Source organism: Bythopirellula sp., assembly GCF_041737835.1.
GTDB lineage: Bacteria > Planctomycetota > Planctomycetia > Pirellulales > Lacipirellulaceae > Bythopirellula.
Genome location: NZ_JBGSQY010000050.1, coordinates 177,681 through 194,455 on the forward strand (window position 1 = coordinate 177,681; position 16,775 = coordinate 194,455).

Genomic DNA, 16,775 nt, shown 5'->3' on the forward strand with positions numbered 1-16,775 from the left:
CCGATGGGAAACTGCTATTTCTTAGGTTAAAATTGAACCTGGCCATCGGTTACCGCGTAACAGGTGATTGGACGCCCTCCTCCCGCCTTTTTGACCCTGCAATCTCCCGCCGGAATCCATTCATGCCTGCGACGTATCCCGTTCGTTGGGTTCGCCTAGCGCTGTTGTTGGCCCATGCGCTTATTGGATGTACCGCGCTCATCGGATGCACCAAGCCCGTGGCAACCCAAACGACAGCGACCGCACCCGTCGCAGCCAAGGAAGTCGTGGTCGTCCGCGCTCAACTTCAATCCTGGCCGCAAACCGTGCGCGTGCAAGGGAGTTTGTTGGCCTACGAAGATGCAGTGATTGGTTCCAAGCTCGCGGGCCGAGTGGCGGAAGTGAACGTCGATCTAGGCAGCGTCGTCAAGAAGGGCGAAGTTTTAGTGAAACTCGTCCGCAGCGAGCTCGATCTACGCGTCGGCTTGGCCGAAGCTCAACTTCGTCAAGCTTGTGCGGCGATTGGCATCACTCCAGAAGATGATGAAACACAATTCGATGCGTCATCCGCCCCCGGCACGATGATGGAACAAGCGCTGGTGAACGAAGCGCAAAGCACCGTCAACCGTGCGCAGCAACTCTTGAGTTCACGGGCCGTCACCGAGCAAGAATTCGACACGATGGTGGCCCAGTTAAAAGCAGCCCAAGCTCGTTACAACGCCGCGATCAATATGGTTGGCGAACAGATCTCGATGATTGGCGTCCGTCGCAAGGAGCTGGCCCTGGCCAAGCAAATGGTGACCGATTCGGAAGTCGTGGCCCCCTTTGATGGCGTCGTGGGCGAGCGCTTGGTTTCGCCCGGCGAATTCGTGGGGGCAGGGCAGGCGGTCGTGTCGCTCGTTCGCTCGGATGTGCTCCGCTTCACGGCTGGCATTCCTGAAAGTCGTGCCTCAGAGATTCATGTCGGTCAACCGCTCAACATCAACAGTGGCCGCAACATCGCCGCGCCGATTGCCACCAAGCTTACGCGGGTGAGTCCCACAGTGATGCAGGCCACCCGTTCGATATTGATCGAAGGCGACGTGCCGAATCCAACGCTCGAATTGCAAGCCGGTTTATTTGCGCAAGCCGAAGTGGTGGTCGATCCCGACGATCAAGCCATCGTGTTGCCTTTGACGGCCGTGAGCCGATTTGCTGGCGTGCAAAAAGTGTGGGTCGTCGCCGACAATGTCGCCAAGCAACAAACCGTCCGTACGGGTCGCGAAGATGAGCAGCGCATCGAAATCTTGAGCGGTTTGGAAAACGGCACAGTTGTGGTCCTGCGCGCCAGCGAAGGACACGATGGCCCAGTGATTCCGCGCGAACAGTATTCCGAGAATCCACCTCAACAAGAGATTCCTCAAACAACAACTCAAGAAATTTCGAAACCTAGCGGCGATAAAACGTAGTCGCACGCTATCTGGAGAATCTTCGTGCAGTGGTTAGCCCGAGTTTGCGTCGAACGTCCCATCTTCGCCTTGATGTTGATCTTGGCCGTGGTGGTCGCCGGTGTAACGTCTTACCCACACTTGGGCATCGACCGCTTTCCTAACATCGATCTCCCCACGATTCGCGTGCAGACCACGTATCCCGGCGCCGCGTCGTCGGAAGTGGAATCCGAAGTCACGCAGCCTTTAGAAGACGCCGTTGCCACGGTGGCCGGCCTCGATGAATTGAGGTCGATTTCCACCGATGGCGTCTCGATGCTGATGCTAACGTTTCGGCTCGATCAGAATATCAACGTCGCGGCGCAGGACGTTCGCGATGCGATCTCCGCGATCATGAATCGCCTGCCACCCGATATCGATCCCCCCATTGTGCAGAAGCAGGACCTCGATGCCTCGCCGATCATGTCGATCGCCGTCTCGGGACCGCGCGATACCCGTGAGCTTTACTTCATGGCGGATCGCTATGTGAAAAGCACGATCGAATCAGCGCGCGGCGTGGGGCAGGTTTTGATCGAAGGGGCCGTGGAACGCGCCGTCCAAGTGAACATCAACGCCGACAAACTCGCGGCGTATCGCCTGTCGATCATGCAGGTTCACGATGCGATCGTGGCCCAGAATGCCGAAGTCCCCGGTGGCCGCGTCGATGCCGGTTACCGCGAGTTGAGCCTACGAACATTAGGCCGTATGCCCGATTCGCGCGAGTTCAACCAACTTGTCGTCTCGACCGTCGATAACGTCCCCGTGCGAATTCGCGATCTCGGCGAGGCGGTCGATTTCACCAAGGAACGCCGCACGATGGCCAAGTTCAACGGCGAACCGGCCGTGATTTTGCTCATCCAGCGTCAGTCGGGCATGAACACCGTCGAAGTGATCGATGCCGTCAAGGAGCGTTTGAAAACAGCCCAGGAATTACTTCCACCCGACGTGAAAGCTCAGGTCCTCCAAGATCAGTCACGCTACATCCGCGCGGCGTTGCATGAGATTCAAAATCATCTGGTTTCCGGCAGCTTGATGGCCAGCGTCATCGTGCTGCTCTTTATGCGCTCCTGGCGGTCGACAATTATCGCCGCCGTTGCGATCCCCACGTCCATCATCGGTGCCTTCGCTGTGATGAAGGCGATGGATTTCACATTGAATAACGTGACGATGCTGGCCCTGGTACTGATGGTGGGCGTGGTGATCGACGACGCCATCATCGTGCTCGAGAACGTCTTCCGTGTGATCGAAGAAAAAGGGCTCTCGGCCAAAGATGCTGCCATCGAAGGGACGCGCGAAATCGGGCTCGCCGTATTGGCCACGACTTTGTCGTTGGTGATTGTGTTTTTGCCCGTCTCGTTTCTATCGAGCGTCACGGGCCGCTTGCTCTTTGAATTTGGCATTACCGCGAGCGTGGCCGTGATGATCTCGATGCTCGTGAGTTTTTCACTCACGCCGATGATGTGCAGCCGCATGCTGAAAGCAAATAAGCCAGCAAACGAGACAGCCGGTGTTGCGAACTCGAAATCGGCGGCAGGCCCTTCATCGCGCCGGGGCTTTTACCGCTTCATCGAAGGCGGCTACATGTTCCTGCTCCGCTATTCGCTCAAACTCAAGTGGCTGGTGATGGTCGTCGTGATTCTGACCATCGCCGCCAATGTGCCGCTCTATCGGTTGGTCAAGCAAGATTACATTCCCACCGATGTCGATGAAGCTGAGTTCGAAGCCCGCATCAGCGCGCCCGAGGGGGTGAGCATCGCGTCGATGGAAGAAATCGTCAACGCCATCGAACCACAGGTTCTCAAAATCCCAGGCATCATCAACGTGTTGACGACCGTGGGGGGGGGCGGGGGAGTGCGAGGCACAAGCTCGGCGGCCATGTATATTCGCCTCGAAGATATCGAAGGGCGTTCCTTCTCGTGGAGCCGATTGGTGAAAGGGCTGCTTGCTGGGAATCCCTCGCAAGCTTGGGAAGGCAACTTCAACCAGCGCGACAAGATGCGCGAAGTTCGCCAGATCATCGCGCGCTATCCTGACTTGCGGGCGTCGATTCGCAATCTCACTTCGTTCCGGCAAGGCGCCCCGGTGGATATCGACTTCGTCGTCACCGGGCCGAGCCTCCAAACCTTGGCCGAGTTCAGTCAAAAACTCGCTGGCAAGGTTGCCGAGATCCCGGGTATTGTCGACGTCGATACGACGCTCCGTATGGATAAGCCCAATCTGCTCGCCCACATCGATCGCGAGCGGGCCGCCGCGCTCGGCGTCGACGTGCAGGAGATCGCCGACACGCTACGCGTCTCGGTCGGTGGCGATGACCGTGTGTCGCGTTTTTATGACAGCCAAGACGATGATGCCTATGATGTGGAGCTTCGGCTCGTCGGCGTTGACCGCGACGATACGCAATCGATTTCGCAGTTGTATCTTCGCGCGATGCCACCCGCGGCGGCCAGAGTGCCGATGGTGGGTTTGGCCGCGCTCCCGTTGATTTCGGGCATTGGTTACGACGGTCGCACCAGCCCGCTCACGCGCATCGACAACGTCGTTACGTTTGAAGAAACATTCAGTCCCGCGCGGATCGACCGGCTCGATCGGCAGCGGATGTCGGCTGTGCGGGCCAATCTCGGCGCAGGCTACGCACTCGCCGACCGCATTCAGGCAGTGCAGTCCGCCGCGGACGAACTCGGCTTGCCCCCTGGTTATTCCACGCGGGTGATGGGTCGCGCTAAGGAGTTAGAACTCACGCTACAAGAATTCGTGTGGACCTGTGCTGTCGTTTGTCTGCATGTACATCGTGCTGGCCGCGCAGTATGAGCACCTCATTCATCCGATCACGATCTTGCTCTCGCTGCCGCTTGCCGTGCCGTTCGGACTATTGAGCTTGTGGATCGGCGGCGAGACATTGAACCTCTATTCCGCGCTGGGAATTCTCGTACTCTTCGGCATGGTGAAAAAAGCGTCCATTCTGCAGATCGATCACATCAATCAACTTCGTGCCCAAGGTATGCCCCGCGAGCAAGCGATCCTCGAAGGAAATCGCGACCGCCTGCGGCCGATCCTCATGACGGCCATCTCCTTTATCGCGGGCATGGTTCCGCTGTTGATCGCCACCGGTCCCGGTGCTGAAGAACGCCGCTCGATCGCCGTCCTGGTCGTGGGCGGCATGGCGTTGTCGCTGCTGCTCACGCTGCTCGCCGTGCCAGTGATTTATCTCGTGCTGGATGACTTCGGCCGAGTGTTTCGCAGGAAACAAACAGCTCAGCTTTAATGCTGTCACAATAGAGCCACGGATAAGCACGGATTTCACGGATGTGATTGTTTCGTATCCGTGATTCATCCGTGCCCATCCATGGCTCATCACACCATGGCTCGCCCAGCCGTGCCTTGCCTCATCTCTCCATCTGCGGCAAGATACAAGCCAACTCATTCCGCGCCAGGAGGTTTTTATTCATGGCCCTGCATGCCCGCCATTCGGTCGAGAGTTCCCAGAACCGCAAACTCACGATGCCGACCGATCTATCCGTCAGCGTTCCCAAATACACGTTTCCCGCGGACGAGCATCAGCCGGATCAGGTCTACTCGTTGATTCACGACGAACTGCTGCTCGATGGCAATTCGCGGCAGAATCTCGCCACGTTCTGCCAAACTTGGGTCGAGCCCGAAGTCCACAAGCTCATGAATGAGTGTCTGGACAAAAACATGATCGACAAAGACGAGTATCCGCAGACGGCCGAGATCGAAGCCCGTTGCGTTCACATGCTCGCCGATCTGTGGAACTCGCCCGACGAGGCCAACACGATCGGCTGCTCGACAACCGGTTCAAGCGAAGCCGCGATGCTGGGCGGCATGGCGATGAAGCATCGCTGGGAGGCCAAGCAACGCGCGGCCGGCAAACCGACCGACAAACCCAACCTGATCACCGGTCCCGTGCAAGTCTGTTGGCATAAGTTTGCCCGTTATTGGAATATCGAGCTCCGCGAGATTCCGATGAGCGAGGGCCGACTCATCATGACCCCCGCCGAAGTATTAAAACGCTGCGACGAAAACACCATCGGCGTCGTCCCCACGTTGGGCGTCACGTTCGTCTGCCAATACGAACCAGTGCAAGCCGTGGCCGAGGCACTCGACAAACTTCAAAAGGACAAAGGGATCGACATCCCCATTCACGTCGACGCGGCCAGCGGCGGATTTCTCGCCCCGTTTTGTGCGCCCGATCTCGAGTGGGATTTTCGTATCGCTCGCGTGAAATCGATCAACAGCTCGGGGCACAAGTTTGGTTTGGCACCATTGGGGGTCGGCTGGGTGCTGTGGCGGGAAGAACAAGACCTCCCGGAGGAACTCGTCTTCTGGGTCAACTATCTGGGGGGCAACATGCGCGACTTCGCACTGAATTTCTCCCGACCGGGCGGACAAGTCATTTGCCAATACTACAATTTCTTGCGCCTCGGCAGGGCCGGGTACCAACAAATCCAAACCGCTTGCTACGAGACAGCCCATTACATCGCCAACGAAATCAAACAACTCGGCCCGTTCGAGTTACTTTATGGTGGCGACATGCAGTCGGGCATCCCTGCGGTCTGTTGGGTGATGAAGCCCGGCACCTACGCTGGTTTCAATCTCTACGACGTCGCGGATCGCCTGCGAGTGCGCGGCTGGCAAGTCCCAGCGTACTCGCTGCCGTCCGAACTGCAAGAGAGGGTCGTGCAACGTGTCCTAGTCCGACGCGGCCTAACCCGCGACTTAGCGGAACTGTTAGTGCAAGATCTCAAGAGTGCTCTCGCGCACTTAGAAAAGCATCCCGTGAGCCAATCGATGACGGCAGGGGAGGGGACGGGGTTTCATCATTGAGCAGATCAGTCGGCGTATTTGTAACGCCTTAAATCTCGGACACGATCCCAAATATCACTTTTCAGCAACTGAAATTCTTTGTTGACAGAAGAAGTTTCGGATTCTTCAAGTAAATGTCCGTTAATTGGATGAATAAGTATGTCATTAAAGCTGCCCATGCCACCGTAGCTGCCGAATACTCGTTCAACACCATGGAAATCACGATTTTCGACCAATCCTCGGGACTCTTCCAGAAACACAGACCAATGTTTCTCGTTGTATTTAAATAACAATTGAGCGGTTTTCGCCAACACCTCTACAAGTTCCAATCGCTTTACTTCAGCTTCATCGTCCGTCATGCTTATAACTCCAAATCGCAATTGTTCGCGCTCTAGCAGTTTAAAAGCCAGTATATCGCTGCGTACGAAAACACCAAACATATTTTAGCCACGGACGAAACACGGATGTTCACGGATAAAATTAGCTCTATATCCGTGTTTCATCCGTGCCAATCCGTGGCTCAACGATTTGCGTGTTGCCTAGTTAGGCGGCGTCAATTTCAACCAACTCACTGAATGAGTGTGGCTCCGGTACGGTTTCGCCGCTCTCGCGCAGACCTTCGATGTGAAACTCGATGGCCTCACGAATCAGATGCAGGACTTCTTCGCGTGTTTCTCCAACCGCGACGCAGCCAGGGAGATCGGGAACGTAGGCACCCCAACTCGTGTCACCTTGTTCAATAATAGCGGTGTATTGCATGGTTAGTCGGCCTGCTTTTTGAGTCCTGCTTGCTTCAAGATATTATTCAATGTTCCCGGCGGAATATCAATGTTGGATTTGCCTGCCACGGTGACTGTGCCTTTTTTCGTGGAATGCTTGTATTGTCGGTGGCTGCCACGCATGCGTGCTTGATACCAGCCATCCTTCTCCAACAATTGGATGACCTCTCGAACTTTCACGCACGTCTCCTCAATAGCTGGCACTCAATCATACACCTCTTAAAGTATATCTTAGGTAAAGAAAACACCAAACAGAATAAGCCACGGACGAAACACGGATGTTCACGGAATAAATTGAATTCTTATCCGTGTTTCATCCGTGCCGATCGGTGACTAAACTATCTTCTTGCTAACTCGCCCCGGTCGCCTGTCGCTGGTAATTCCGTAGCATCATTCCGGTGCCTCGGCGCAAGCCTGACTTTTCGTAGAACGCTTGAACGTCCGGATCGCATGAGAGGTCGATGCTGTAGAAATCAGCCAATTGATCGAACATCCGCCGGATGAGTTCACGACCGATGCCGCGACCGCGATATTCGGGAAGAACTTCCAGAAGTGGAATTGCTGCCGCGAAGAAGCCGTCGCTGATCGCGTTGATGAAACCAACCACGCGCTGCTCATTCAAGGCAATCACGACGTGACTGCTACTGCGGAGAATCCGAAGATGTGTTTCGAGGGATGGCGGGCTTGGCCATCCATCAAAAAAACCACTGAGCATCGACGGATCTACGTCATCCGCAGTGGTTGCATAAGTGATATTGGTGTCTGACATGGTGAACTAAACGTTTCTTTACAGCCATGATCCTAATGGCGTTATTATAGACAATTGCTGACTGCAATTTTGGCCGAAGGTCTCGACTCATCGTAGCGCCTAAATTTGGCCACTTAGTGTGATAAAATAGGCTTTTCATCACACCTCATTATTTCTTGTGCGAAATAATTGCGCGCTCGACAACCACGCCGATAATATCGTTGCCAAAGCGCTTGGAAGCCAACCACCGGTGCCGACCCAATAGTAATTGGAGAACAAAGATAAAACAAAAATATTTTTAGAAAAACAACCAGAAACAATTAACCAATAAAATCGATAGAGGACAGAGATAGGCAGCGTCAATATCTAGCCGCAATAAAGTTTCTCATGGAAGTATTAATGTAAAAACCTCAACAAAAGATGAGGGTGGCATCGGTTTTGCATGACGACAGTTCCCAAATACACGCCCCCATCGATGCCTACCTACCCGTGGGGTGTGATTGTGCTCTTGACGTTGAGGAGCACTGCCAGCATGCAAGTCCCCCGAAATCGCTTCGGGGGCGTTATGGCCTTGGCCATAAGTCGCTATCTTTTAGTTGATGAAGGAGTTGAGTTATGAAAATGAACAGAAATCTTTTGGCCTTATTGGTCATGGCAACGATGGCTCTACCTGTTGCCATGGCACAGCAGTCGTCCTATCAAGCCGCTACTTCGGCAGCACAAGGCAACGAAAGTTCGTCCGCAGAGGATGCGCGTTTGGAAAGTCATATCGCATCGTGCCTGATCCTCGCGAGTTTGAAAGAACAGGAGCTGAGCAAATTTGCTAAGGACAAAATCGATGAGGACAATGTCGAAGATTTCGCCAAAAAAATGGTGAAGTCACACGATAAGATGGTTTCGAAGCTCGAAGAGTTTGCTCCCCATGCTGCGTCGGTAAGTCTTTCGGACGAGAGCGACAACGATTCTAGCAATCAACGTGTTCGCAACGCTGCTTATGGCCAAGATCCGGTCGATCGCAAGCTGTTCACAATTCAGCGCCGTGCAGCCGAAAAGTGCCTCTCCATGATCAAGGAAGAAATGGAAGGTAAGGATAGCAATAAGCTAGCCGAGGCCTACGTGGCCCAACAAATCGGCGCGCAGATTGGTATGATCGCCGAATTGACCGCAGCCGAGCGCTCGGCGTCGGGCGATTTGAAAGAAGTGATTCAAGAAGCGAAGCAGACGGCTGAAGATCACCTCGCCGAAGCGAAAGACTTGATGAAGGAACTGAAGAAGTCCTAATCAAAGAAAGTTCGCCTGAGACCGAAGCGGTTCGTTGTCGCATAACCTGTGGCAACGAACCGCTTTTTTGTTTCCAACGTTGAGATTGAGTATTTAAGATCATCGCAGGGTGGCCAAACATTCGCTCCTAAATTTGGCCACTCGCTGCAATAAAATAGACGCACGTCGTTAGACAAAAAGTCATTCTGAGAGGAGTTCTGCGACTCGAAGAATCTAGCTTCCATTATTTCACGTTTTCGATGCGTGGATGTACTGCTAACCAGATCCTTCAGTCCCCTAGGCTCTCTCAGGATGACATGCTAAGCGCCTAGCCCCCATTCCTGGCCATCCCCAAAAAAATTCGTCCTATTCGTGGTTTCAATTTTTTATCAATTTTGAAATCGCGAATAGACCCTGCCAAGTTGACCAAGTTGGACAAGTTGACCGTCTTGTAATGAGAAATCCAAACATTTGCACAAGAATGATGACTTGCAGGCTACCTATTTTCGCACTAGAAGCTCTGGCTCAGATCGATCGTCACGTCGTGGCCGCGCGTCGAGGTGGGGGCACCTTGGCTGGGGGCATTGACCAAACCACGCTCGTGCCGGCCCCACCAGGCGTCGGATTCTTCCACCGACCAGGCCGTGGCTTCCACGCAATGCGAGATCATTTGCGCCAGATCGCGGGCCGTTTGGGGACGCTTCGCGCGAGATTTTTCGAGGCAGGAAAGGATCGCATTTTCCAGCGCGGCAGGGACTTCCAGTCGTGTCCGTTCCGAGGGCGCAATCGGCGGCGTATCGACATGTTTGCGGCACAAGTCCATCACGTTTTCCGCATCGAAGACCGGTCCTCCGGTGAGCAGGTAATAACCCACGGCCCCCACGGCGTACAGATCGCTACGCGCATCGACCGTGTTCGGCATTTGAATCGCCTCGGGCGACATGTAGAGCGGCGTCCCCGTGAGTGCGCTTTGCTGGGTCATCGATTGCTGCTTGCCGTCGTCGAGTGCCTTCACGAGACCAAAGTCGAGCACCTTCACCACGTCGGGTTCGCCGCCCCGGCGATTGAGCATGATGTTGGCCGGCTTGATGTCGCGATGCACCAGACCCAGCGAATGAGCTTCGTACAGCGAACTGCAAACTTGCGTGAGAATGTGAATCACCCGCGAAGCGGGTTGCGGTCCGTAACGCTCGACCAGCGATTGCAGGTCGATGCCGTCGAGGTATTCCATCGCATAGTAGAACACCCCTTCGGGCGTGCGGCCGTAGTCGTAAATCGCCACGGTGTGTGGGTTGTTGAGTTGGCTGGTGATCTGGACTTCGCGTTCGAAGCGTTCCATCGAAGCTTCGTTGACTTTGTCGACGTCGAGCATTTTGATGGCCGTGGGTCGGCGGAGCATCGCGTGTTGTCCTTTGTAGACCACGCCCATCCCGCCCGAGCCAAGTTTCTGTTCGAGTGTGTACTGACCGATTTGCTGCGCTTCTATAGCCGCCTTTTGAGCTTCGCGGCGCAGGCGAGCGACAATCAACGTGAAGATAAAGATGGCCAAAGCACTCAAAGCCAACAGCCCGAACAGCCCCCAGAACGTCCAGCGCAGGATCATCAACGGGCGGTAGGCTTCGTCGGTATTGATTTCCGTAGCCAAGCCAATTTCGGCATCGGGCAGCCAAGTCCAAGCACCAATTTTCTTGACGCCTCGATAACCCCGATAACCATCGACGTTGATTCCAGGCCGCCCGGCAATCGCCTCTTCAGCCGCGAATGTGAGCGGCAGTTCGTGACGTCGCACTTTCGGTCGATGGCCTTTGGTGACGTCGCCACCGGGGTCCCGAATCAAAAGTTGCAACAGAGAGCGAGAGCCTTCGATATCAGGAATCAACCCGTTCAAAATCAGGCTTTCCTCGAAACGACTATTCGAGACCATTCTACTTTCACGGTCGAAGGCATAGGTTTCTCCCGATTCGCCAAACTGGCCCAGGTCGAGAATCCGGGCAAATTCTTTTTCAGGTGGGATACGGAACGCCAAAACGCCCACGACTTGAAAACTGTCATCGCGCACGGGGGCGACGGCAAACATGGTGGGGACTCCCGTGCGGACAATCCCGTTCTTGTCCTTCAGAGGAATTAAGCTGGGAAAAGGAGGTGATAAACAGGACTCACCGGCGAAAGCTTTGGAAATGAATGATTGATATGCGGCAGGGACGTCGCGATCGACAAGCTCAGCTTGATTGGCAGCGATCACCTTCTGGTTTTTGTTGATTAACATAAAGCCATCGTAGTCATGCGCCGTCACGGCCGGTGCGAGGATTTTGCCAAGCTTTGTCTGAAGTTCGTTCCGAGCTTCCACGGCGTTGTCTTCAGTCGGGATTCCGAGCTCCAGAAGCTGATAGGCGAGCTCGCGGACTTGAATATTGTTGGCAGACGATTCGACGTTCGATTCCTGGACATTGAACCAGGTCTCGAGCATAGCGGTTTGCAGCTTGAGAACCGTGTCGAGCTGCGATTCCAGGTTGGCTCGCATGGTGCTTTCGATGGCACTACGCACCGCGAAGCCGACAATAGACAAGACAACAACCGCGATGATCGGCCAAAGCCAGATTTGCTTGCGCAGAAACAACTTGGTCCGCGAGATCGTGCGGCCCACGGTGCTCGTGGCGAACGTCATGTGCGGTCCGCGCTGCTCGCGTCCGTTGAGTGTTTTATCGAACCAAGTCAGAGGGTTGAGTTTCATACGAAGCCAAAGTAAAAGATCCGCCAATTGCAGCCGCCAAATCTCCAGTATAATTGCCGCTTGAGGCCGCTGCGCAAGTGGTTTTTTCAGCGATTTCCAGCCAATAGTTATGATGCGTAAGTCATTTCCAGGTCCAACTCCACGTCGGTGAGCTGGTGGTCGGCAAATCGCTTGCGAATTTGGATGAAATCCTGCTCGGCACTCAAAAAGGCCGTCACGACGTTGGGATCGAAGTGTTTTTCGACGTCCTCGACGATGATGTCGCGAGCCGTTTCGTGGGAATACGCATCCTTATAGACCCGCCGGGAAGTGAGCGCGTCGTACACATCGGCCACTGCAACAATGCGTGCCGCCAGGGGAATATCGGTTCCGCTCAGCCCGTGGGGATAGCCCGCTCCGTCCCAGCGTTCGTGATGGGACAGAGCGATGTCGCGAGCCACTTGCAGGAAGCGAGCCTGCGGATACTTGGCGAGGGCCGTTTCCAAGGTGTCGGCACCAACCTTGGTGTGTGTTTTCATGATCTCAAACTCTTCGGCTGTTAGTCGACCCGGTTTGAGCAGCACTTTATCGGGAATGCTGACTTTGCCCACGTCGTGCAGCGGACTGGTTTGGAAGATCAAGCGGATGAAGTCGGCATCGATCTCGCGCGAGAATTGCGGCATCTTGGCCAACCCTTCGGCCAATCGACGGGAGTAATGTTGCACGCGCTCCAGATGACAGCCTGTTTCACGGTCGCGCGATTCGGCCAGCTTCGCCATCGCGAAGATGACCATCTCGCGCGTTTCGAGCGAAAGCACGCGAATCCCCGCCCGCAAACGTGCCATCAATTCAGCTTGATTGAACGGTTTGATGATGAAATCATCGGCCCCCGCGGTCATGCCCACGACGATTTCGCGTGAACTGCTGTGGCTGGTGAGCAGAATGATATAAACGTAGCCAAAGGAAGCCCGGCGGCGAATCGCTTGGCAGAGGGCCAAGCCGTCCATCTCGGGCATTTCCCAATCGGTGATGACGAGTTGGATATCGCCCCGTCCCAGCGCAAGGAGCGCTTGGCGACCGTTCGAAGCCGATTCGACTTCGTAGCCAGCCGACTCTAGCGCCGTGCGGAGCAATTCCAGGCTGATATCATCATCGTCGACAATCAAGACTTTCATACGTCGCATCCTTGGTGATCGGTACAATTACGGTATCGGCGGCTAGCAAACGTTCGATCTCGATTTGGCAAGCATCGAAAACGCTTGTCATGCGCGAGAGCAAATCGTGGCATTGCGTGCGATCGTTGACTTTGGCCGCCTGTTCGACGGCCGAAGCCAAGCTGTAAATATGGTTGGCCGTGACATTGGCCGCCGCACCCTTAAGTGCGTGGGCACTCAGGCCAAGCGAAGCCATGTCGTTGGATTCCAGTGTGGATTGCAATAGCCGATAGTGTTCCGTGGAACGTTCTTGGAACATCTTGAGAATTCGCGTGACGGCAGTCGTGGATCCGCCACAGCGTTCCAAGAGCAGCTCTGGTTCCAGCGTCGGCTGGTCGAGGCCCAATGTTTTTGAAACAGGTGCCGCTGAGTGCTCGATCACCGTTTCTTCGGTGATAGATTCCTCTTCAATGTCCAAGCAACGTCGCAACGCGGCGAGCAGTTCGCGGCGGTCGACGGGCTTGGTCACGTAATCGGTCATCCCGGTGCGCAAGCAGCGTTGGCGGTCGCCATTCACGGCCTGGGCCGTGAGAGCGATGATTGGCAAAGGGTTGCGACGTAGATGGACAAGCTGACCCTTTGATTCCGCCTCGCGAATGCGGCGAGTCGCTTCAAAGCCATCCATTTCCGGCATTTCGCAATCCATCAGCACGGCGTCGAACTCGCCTTGCCGAACGGCTTCCACAGCTTCACGACCATTGTTGGCGAGCGCGGTTGTATATCCCACGGAATGCAGAATCTCGCTGGCAACCAGTTTGTTGACATCGTTGTCGTCGACCACAAGCACTCGGAGATTCTTACCTTGAGAGCGGTTTTCTTGCTCGATCAGAGGAGCATGCGTTGCCGATTGTTCCACTTCGGTTGCACCCAAGGCGAGCATGACCGCATCGAGCAAACGCGATTGACGCACCGGTTTTTGCAGGCAAGTGAGATTGAGCTTTTTGAGTTCGCTAGCTGACATATCTTTGTCCAGCGATGTGAGCATGATCAATCGCGGCTCGCCCAGTGAATTGTCGCCGCGAATCGCGGAGGCGAGTTCCAGGCCATCCATTTCCGGCATCAGCTGGTCAAGCAGCACGACCTGATAAGGCCGACCTTGTCTGGCTGCGTCAGCCATTTTGGCGAGTCCCTCTTGTGCCGAACGGGCTACGGTTGGCAGCATGCCCCAACGTCCCAGGTACTCTTCCAAGATTTGGAGATTCGTATCGTTGTCATCGACCGCTAACGTGCGCAGCCCGGCAAGCAGGGCTGGCATATCAGGATTCTCAGCGGTGACGTCGGCACTGGCGAGTGGAATGGTAAACCAGAAGGTCGATCCCACTCCTTGCTGAGACTCGACGCCGATTTGACCACCCATCAATTCAACTAATTCTTTGCAAATGGCTAAGCCCAAACCCGTGCCGCCATACTTGCGAGTTGTCGATATATCGGCTTGAGTGAAGGAGTTGAACAGTCGTTTGCGCTGGACATCGTTCATGCCAATGCCTGTGTCACGCACCTGAAAGCGGACGTGAGAATGCTGGTCGTCGTTTTCGCTTGCCAGCTCGGTGGTGATCGAAACTTCGCCATGTTCGGTGAACTTCAGCGCGTTGGCCGTCAGGTTCACCAATACTTGGCGCAATCGTTCGGGATCGCCCTTCACGAAACGAGGAATTTGGTGCCCCAGGTGACTGTGGAGTTCCAAACCCTTATCGCTGGCGCGATGGGCGAACATATCGGGAATCGATTCAAGCACTTCATGCAAATCGAAATCAATTTGCTCGAGTTCCAGCTTACCGGCTTCAATTTTCGAGAAATCGAGTACGTCGTTAATAATGCTGAGCAAGGCATCGGCCGATGATTTTGCCAGCTCGGAATAACGACGCTGCTGGTCTGACAGCGAAGTCGTGAACAACAAATCGAGCATGCCGATCACGCCGTTGAGCGGAGTGCGGATTTCGTGACTCATGTTGGCGAGAAACTGGCTTTTCGCACGGCAGGCTGCTTCGGCTTGTTCCTTTTCGCGAATGAGACGTTCGGATCGCTTGCGCTCTGTGATATCTTCGACGGTTCCTTCGTAATACTGCAAGTTCCCCGCGGCATCACGTTGAGCACGAGCGTTTTCCGAAATCCAAATGACTTTGCCGTCGCGGCGACGGATCTGAGACTCGAAGTCGGTAATAACGTCGTTCTGTTCGAGCAATTCGGCAAACTGTCGGCGACGCAGGGGATCTATGTACAATTGATTGGCTATGTCGGAGATCGAAGCTTGCAACTCTTCCGTCGTTTCATAGCCATAAATCCGTGCCAGCGCCGGATTGACCGACAAATAATGGCCTTGAGGGGTGGTTTGAAAAATCCCTTCCACGGCGTTCTCAAAGATGCTTCGCCATTTGGCTTCGGCATATTCGCGGTTTTCGATTTCTCCACGAACTTTGTCGAGCACGAGATTGTATTCCGCGGCGATCTGGCCAACTTCGGTGTGTGGCTCGACGTGAACTTCTTGTGCAAAGTTGCCATCCGAACGATGACGATGCATTTCGGAAAGCAAGTCCAAGAGTTCCGTACTTGCACCATGTTCGGAAATGTTGAGGCCGATGCGTTCGTCTTCTTCGCAAACGCGGAGGTTGAACAACTTGTGACCGACGTACATCACGACAAAGCTGCCGCCGAAGGCCCATAAGAAGCAGGCCGACACGCCTTCGAGTTGAATCGTGAATTGGTCCCAGCGACTGAGCCCGGTGCCGAATTTTGCAGTGTCGGCAAATAGCGCTACAGCCAATGTGCCCCAAACCCCGGCCCCGGCATGGACTGGAAATGCTCCGATCACGTCGTCGATTTTGAGTTTCGGCAGCAAATAAGTGAGTCCGCTACAAATCAATCCACCGATGGCGCCGATCAGTGCTGCCGACAAGGGCGACATGATGTGGCACGAAGCGGTAATTGCAACCAAACCGGCGACCGTGCCATTGAGCACGTGACCCACGTCCGGTTTTCGTTCAATGGCCCAAGCTAAGACTAACGCAGCTATTGCGCCGAATGCCGCGGCAATGTTGGTGTTCACAAGAATCAGCGGAATCGAATCGGTGATCGCCAGCGTGCTGCCGCCGTTAAAGCCGAACCACCCAAACCACAGCAGGAACACGCCCAGAGTGGCCATCGGCAGGTTGTGTCCTTGAATCTTGGGGGCTGTCGGATCGAAGCGACCAATCCGCGGGCCGATAACTAGGACCGCAGCCAAGGCCACCCAACCCCCAATCGAATGGACGACCGTCGAGCCAGCGAAATCGATAAACCCTCGGCTGTTGAGCCAGCCCGTGGCTTGGCCATTAAGCGCACCATTCCACGCCCAGTGGCCGAAGATGGGATAAATCAATCCGGAGACAAAGAAGCTGACCACCAAATAAGCACGAAAACGCATCCGCTCGGCGACGGCACCGGAAATAATCGTCGTGGCCGTGCCGCAGAAAACCATTTGGAACAAGAAAAAGGCTAGCATCCAAGGGCTAGCCGTCTCATCGAAGAAAAACAGATCCGTTCCGATCCAACCATCTTTCGTGGCTCCAAACATGAGTCCGAAGCCAAAGATCCAGAAGACGGCCGATGCCACGCAGAAGTCGACCAAGTTTTTGATGGCGACATTAATACTGTTCTTGGCGCGGGACATGCCGCTTTCCAAAAAGCAGAATCCACCCTGCATGAGCATAACGAGAGCGGCGCACAGCAACATCCAGGTGATGTTGAGCAATTGAGGGTCGTGAGGCATGGAGTTTCTTGGTTGTTAATGGCTGTTCTTACTAGGGTCATCCGCCTCACGAC

At 54.8% G+C, this 16,775-nt stretch carries 10 protein-coding genes and 1 pseudogene; 4 read left to right on the top strand and 7 right to left on the bottom strand.

Features of this window, described 5'->3' with window-relative positions; genetic code table 11:
• Nucleotides 1–122: 122 nt before the first annotated feature.
• The 3 genes and pseudogenes from AC6T8Q_RS16090 to gad all read left to right on the top strand — a co-directional run bounded on the left by AC6T8Q_RS16090 (nt 123) and on the right by gad (nt 6,287).
• Entirely contained in the window at nt 123–1,427 is a 1,305-nt protein-coding gene (locus AC6T8Q_RS16090; RefSeq protein ID WP_500680049.1) for an efflux RND transporter periplasmic adaptor subunit, read from the top strand.
• A gap of 72 nt (nt 1,428–1,499) precedes the next feature.
• Nucleotides 1,500–4,707, top strand: a pseudogene (locus tag AC6T8Q_RS16095) (efflux RND transporter permease subunit).
• Nucleotides 4,708–4,889: 182 nt separating this feature from the next.
• Complete coding sequence (gene gad, locus AC6T8Q_RS16100) at nt 4,890–6,287, top strand: glutamate decarboxylase (RefSeq protein WP_500680050.1); 1,398 nt, start codon at nt 4,890–4,892, stop codon at nt 6,285–6,287.
• A gap of 5 nt (nt 6,288–6,292) precedes the next feature.
• Here the strand turns inward: gad and AC6T8Q_RS16105 are convergent, their stop codons facing one another.
• The 4 genes from AC6T8Q_RS16105 to AC6T8Q_RS16120 form a co-directional block, all read right to left on the bottom strand.
• Nucleotides 6,293–6,625, bottom strand: coding sequence for a DUF6966 domain-containing protein (locus AC6T8Q_RS16105; protein WP_500680051.1), 333 nt, complete (start codon nt 6,623–6,625; stop codon nt 6,293–6,295).
• A 184-nt stretch (nt 6,626–6,809) separates the two neighbouring features.
• Nucleotides 6,810–7,025, bottom strand: coding sequence for a type II toxin-antitoxin system HicB family antitoxin (locus tag AC6T8Q_RS16110; protein ID WP_500680052.1), 216 nt, complete (start codon nt 7,023–7,025; stop codon nt 6,810–6,812).
• A 2-nt stretch (nt 7,026–7,027) separates the two neighbouring features.
• On the bottom strand, nt 7,028–7,225 hold the full coding sequence (locus AC6T8Q_RS16115) for a type II toxin-antitoxin system HicA family toxin (protein ID WP_500680053.1): 198 nt from the start codon (nt 7,223–7,225) through the stop codon (nt 7,028–7,030).
• A 169-nt stretch (nt 7,226–7,394) separates the two neighbouring features.
• Entirely contained in the window at nt 7,395–7,814 is a 420-nt protein-coding gene (locus tag AC6T8Q_RS16120; RefSeq protein WP_500680054.1) for a GNAT family N-acetyltransferase, read from the bottom strand.
• 594 nt (nt 7,815–8,408) lie between these two features.
• On the opposite strand from AC6T8Q_RS16120, the gene AC6T8Q_RS16125 reads away from it, so the two are divergent.
• The gene (locus tag AC6T8Q_RS16125) at nt 8,409–9,074 is read left to right on the top strand and encodes a DUF4142 domain-containing protein (RefSeq protein WP_500680055.1); all 666 of its coding nucleotides are present in this window, start codon (nt 8,409–8,411) and stop codon (nt 9,072–9,074) included.
• Between the two features lie 490 nt (nt 9,075–9,564).
• Here the strand turns inward: AC6T8Q_RS16125 and AC6T8Q_RS16130 are convergent, their stop codons facing one another.
• From AC6T8Q_RS16130 to amt, 3 genes are all read right to left on the bottom strand, one after another.
• Entirely contained in the window at nt 9,565–11,784 is a 2,220-nt protein-coding gene (locus tag AC6T8Q_RS16130; protein ID WP_500680056.1) for a serine/threonine protein kinase, read from the bottom strand.
• 107 nt (nt 11,785–11,891) lie between these two features.
• Nucleotides 11,892–12,938 (bottom strand): response regulator, encoded by a 1,047-nt coding sequence (locus tag AC6T8Q_RS16135; protein WP_500680057.1) that lies wholly within the window; start codon nt 12,936–12,938, stop codon nt 11,892–11,894.
• A complete protein-coding gene (gene amt / locus AC6T8Q_RS16140; RefSeq protein WP_500680058.1) occupies nt 12,913–16,722 on the bottom strand; it encodes an ammonium transporter in 3,810 nt (1,269 codons plus the stop codon). Before amt ends, AC6T8Q_RS16135 begins: the two co-directional genes overlap by 26 nt.
• Nucleotides 16,723–16,775: the final 53 nt, after the last annotated feature.

What these genes read in the sequence shown, in the direction of transcription:
- AC6T8Q_RS16090 (WP_500680049.1), top strand. Translation starts at nt 123, where the DNA reads ATGCCTGCGACGTATCCCGTTCGTTGGGTTCGCCTAGCGCTGTTGTTG.
- AC6T8Q_RS16120 (WP_500680054.1), bottom strand. Translation starts at nt 7,814, where the DNA reads ATGTCAGACACCAATATCACTTATGCAACCACTGCGGATGACGTAGAT.
- AC6T8Q_RS16110 (WP_500680052.1), bottom strand. Translation starts at nt 7,025, where the DNA reads ATGCAATACACCGCTATTATTGAACAAGGTGACACGAGTTGGGGTGCC.
- gad (WP_500680050.1), top strand. Translation starts at nt 4,890, where the DNA reads ATGGCCCTGCATGCCCGCCATTCGGTCGAGAGTTCCCAGAACCGCAAA.
- amt (WP_500680058.1), bottom strand. Translation starts at nt 16,722, where the DNA reads ATGCCTCACGACCCTCAATTGCTCAACATCACCTGGATGTTGCTGTGC.
- AC6T8Q_RS16135 (WP_500680057.1), bottom strand. Translation starts at nt 12,938, where the DNA reads ATGAAAGTCTTGATTGTCGACGATGATGATATCAGCCTGGAATTGCTC.
- AC6T8Q_RS16130 (WP_500680056.1), bottom strand. Translation starts at nt 11,784, where the DNA reads ATGAAACTCAACCCTCTGACTTGGTTCGATAAAACACTCAACGGACGC.
- AC6T8Q_RS16125 (WP_500680055.1), top strand. Translation starts at nt 8,409, where the DNA reads ATGAAAATGAACAGAAATCTTTTGGCCTTATTGGTCATGGCAACGATG.
- AC6T8Q_RS16105 (WP_500680051.1), bottom strand. Translation starts at nt 6,625, where the DNA reads ATGACGGACGATGAAGCTGAAGTAAAGCGATTGGAACTTGTAGAGGTG.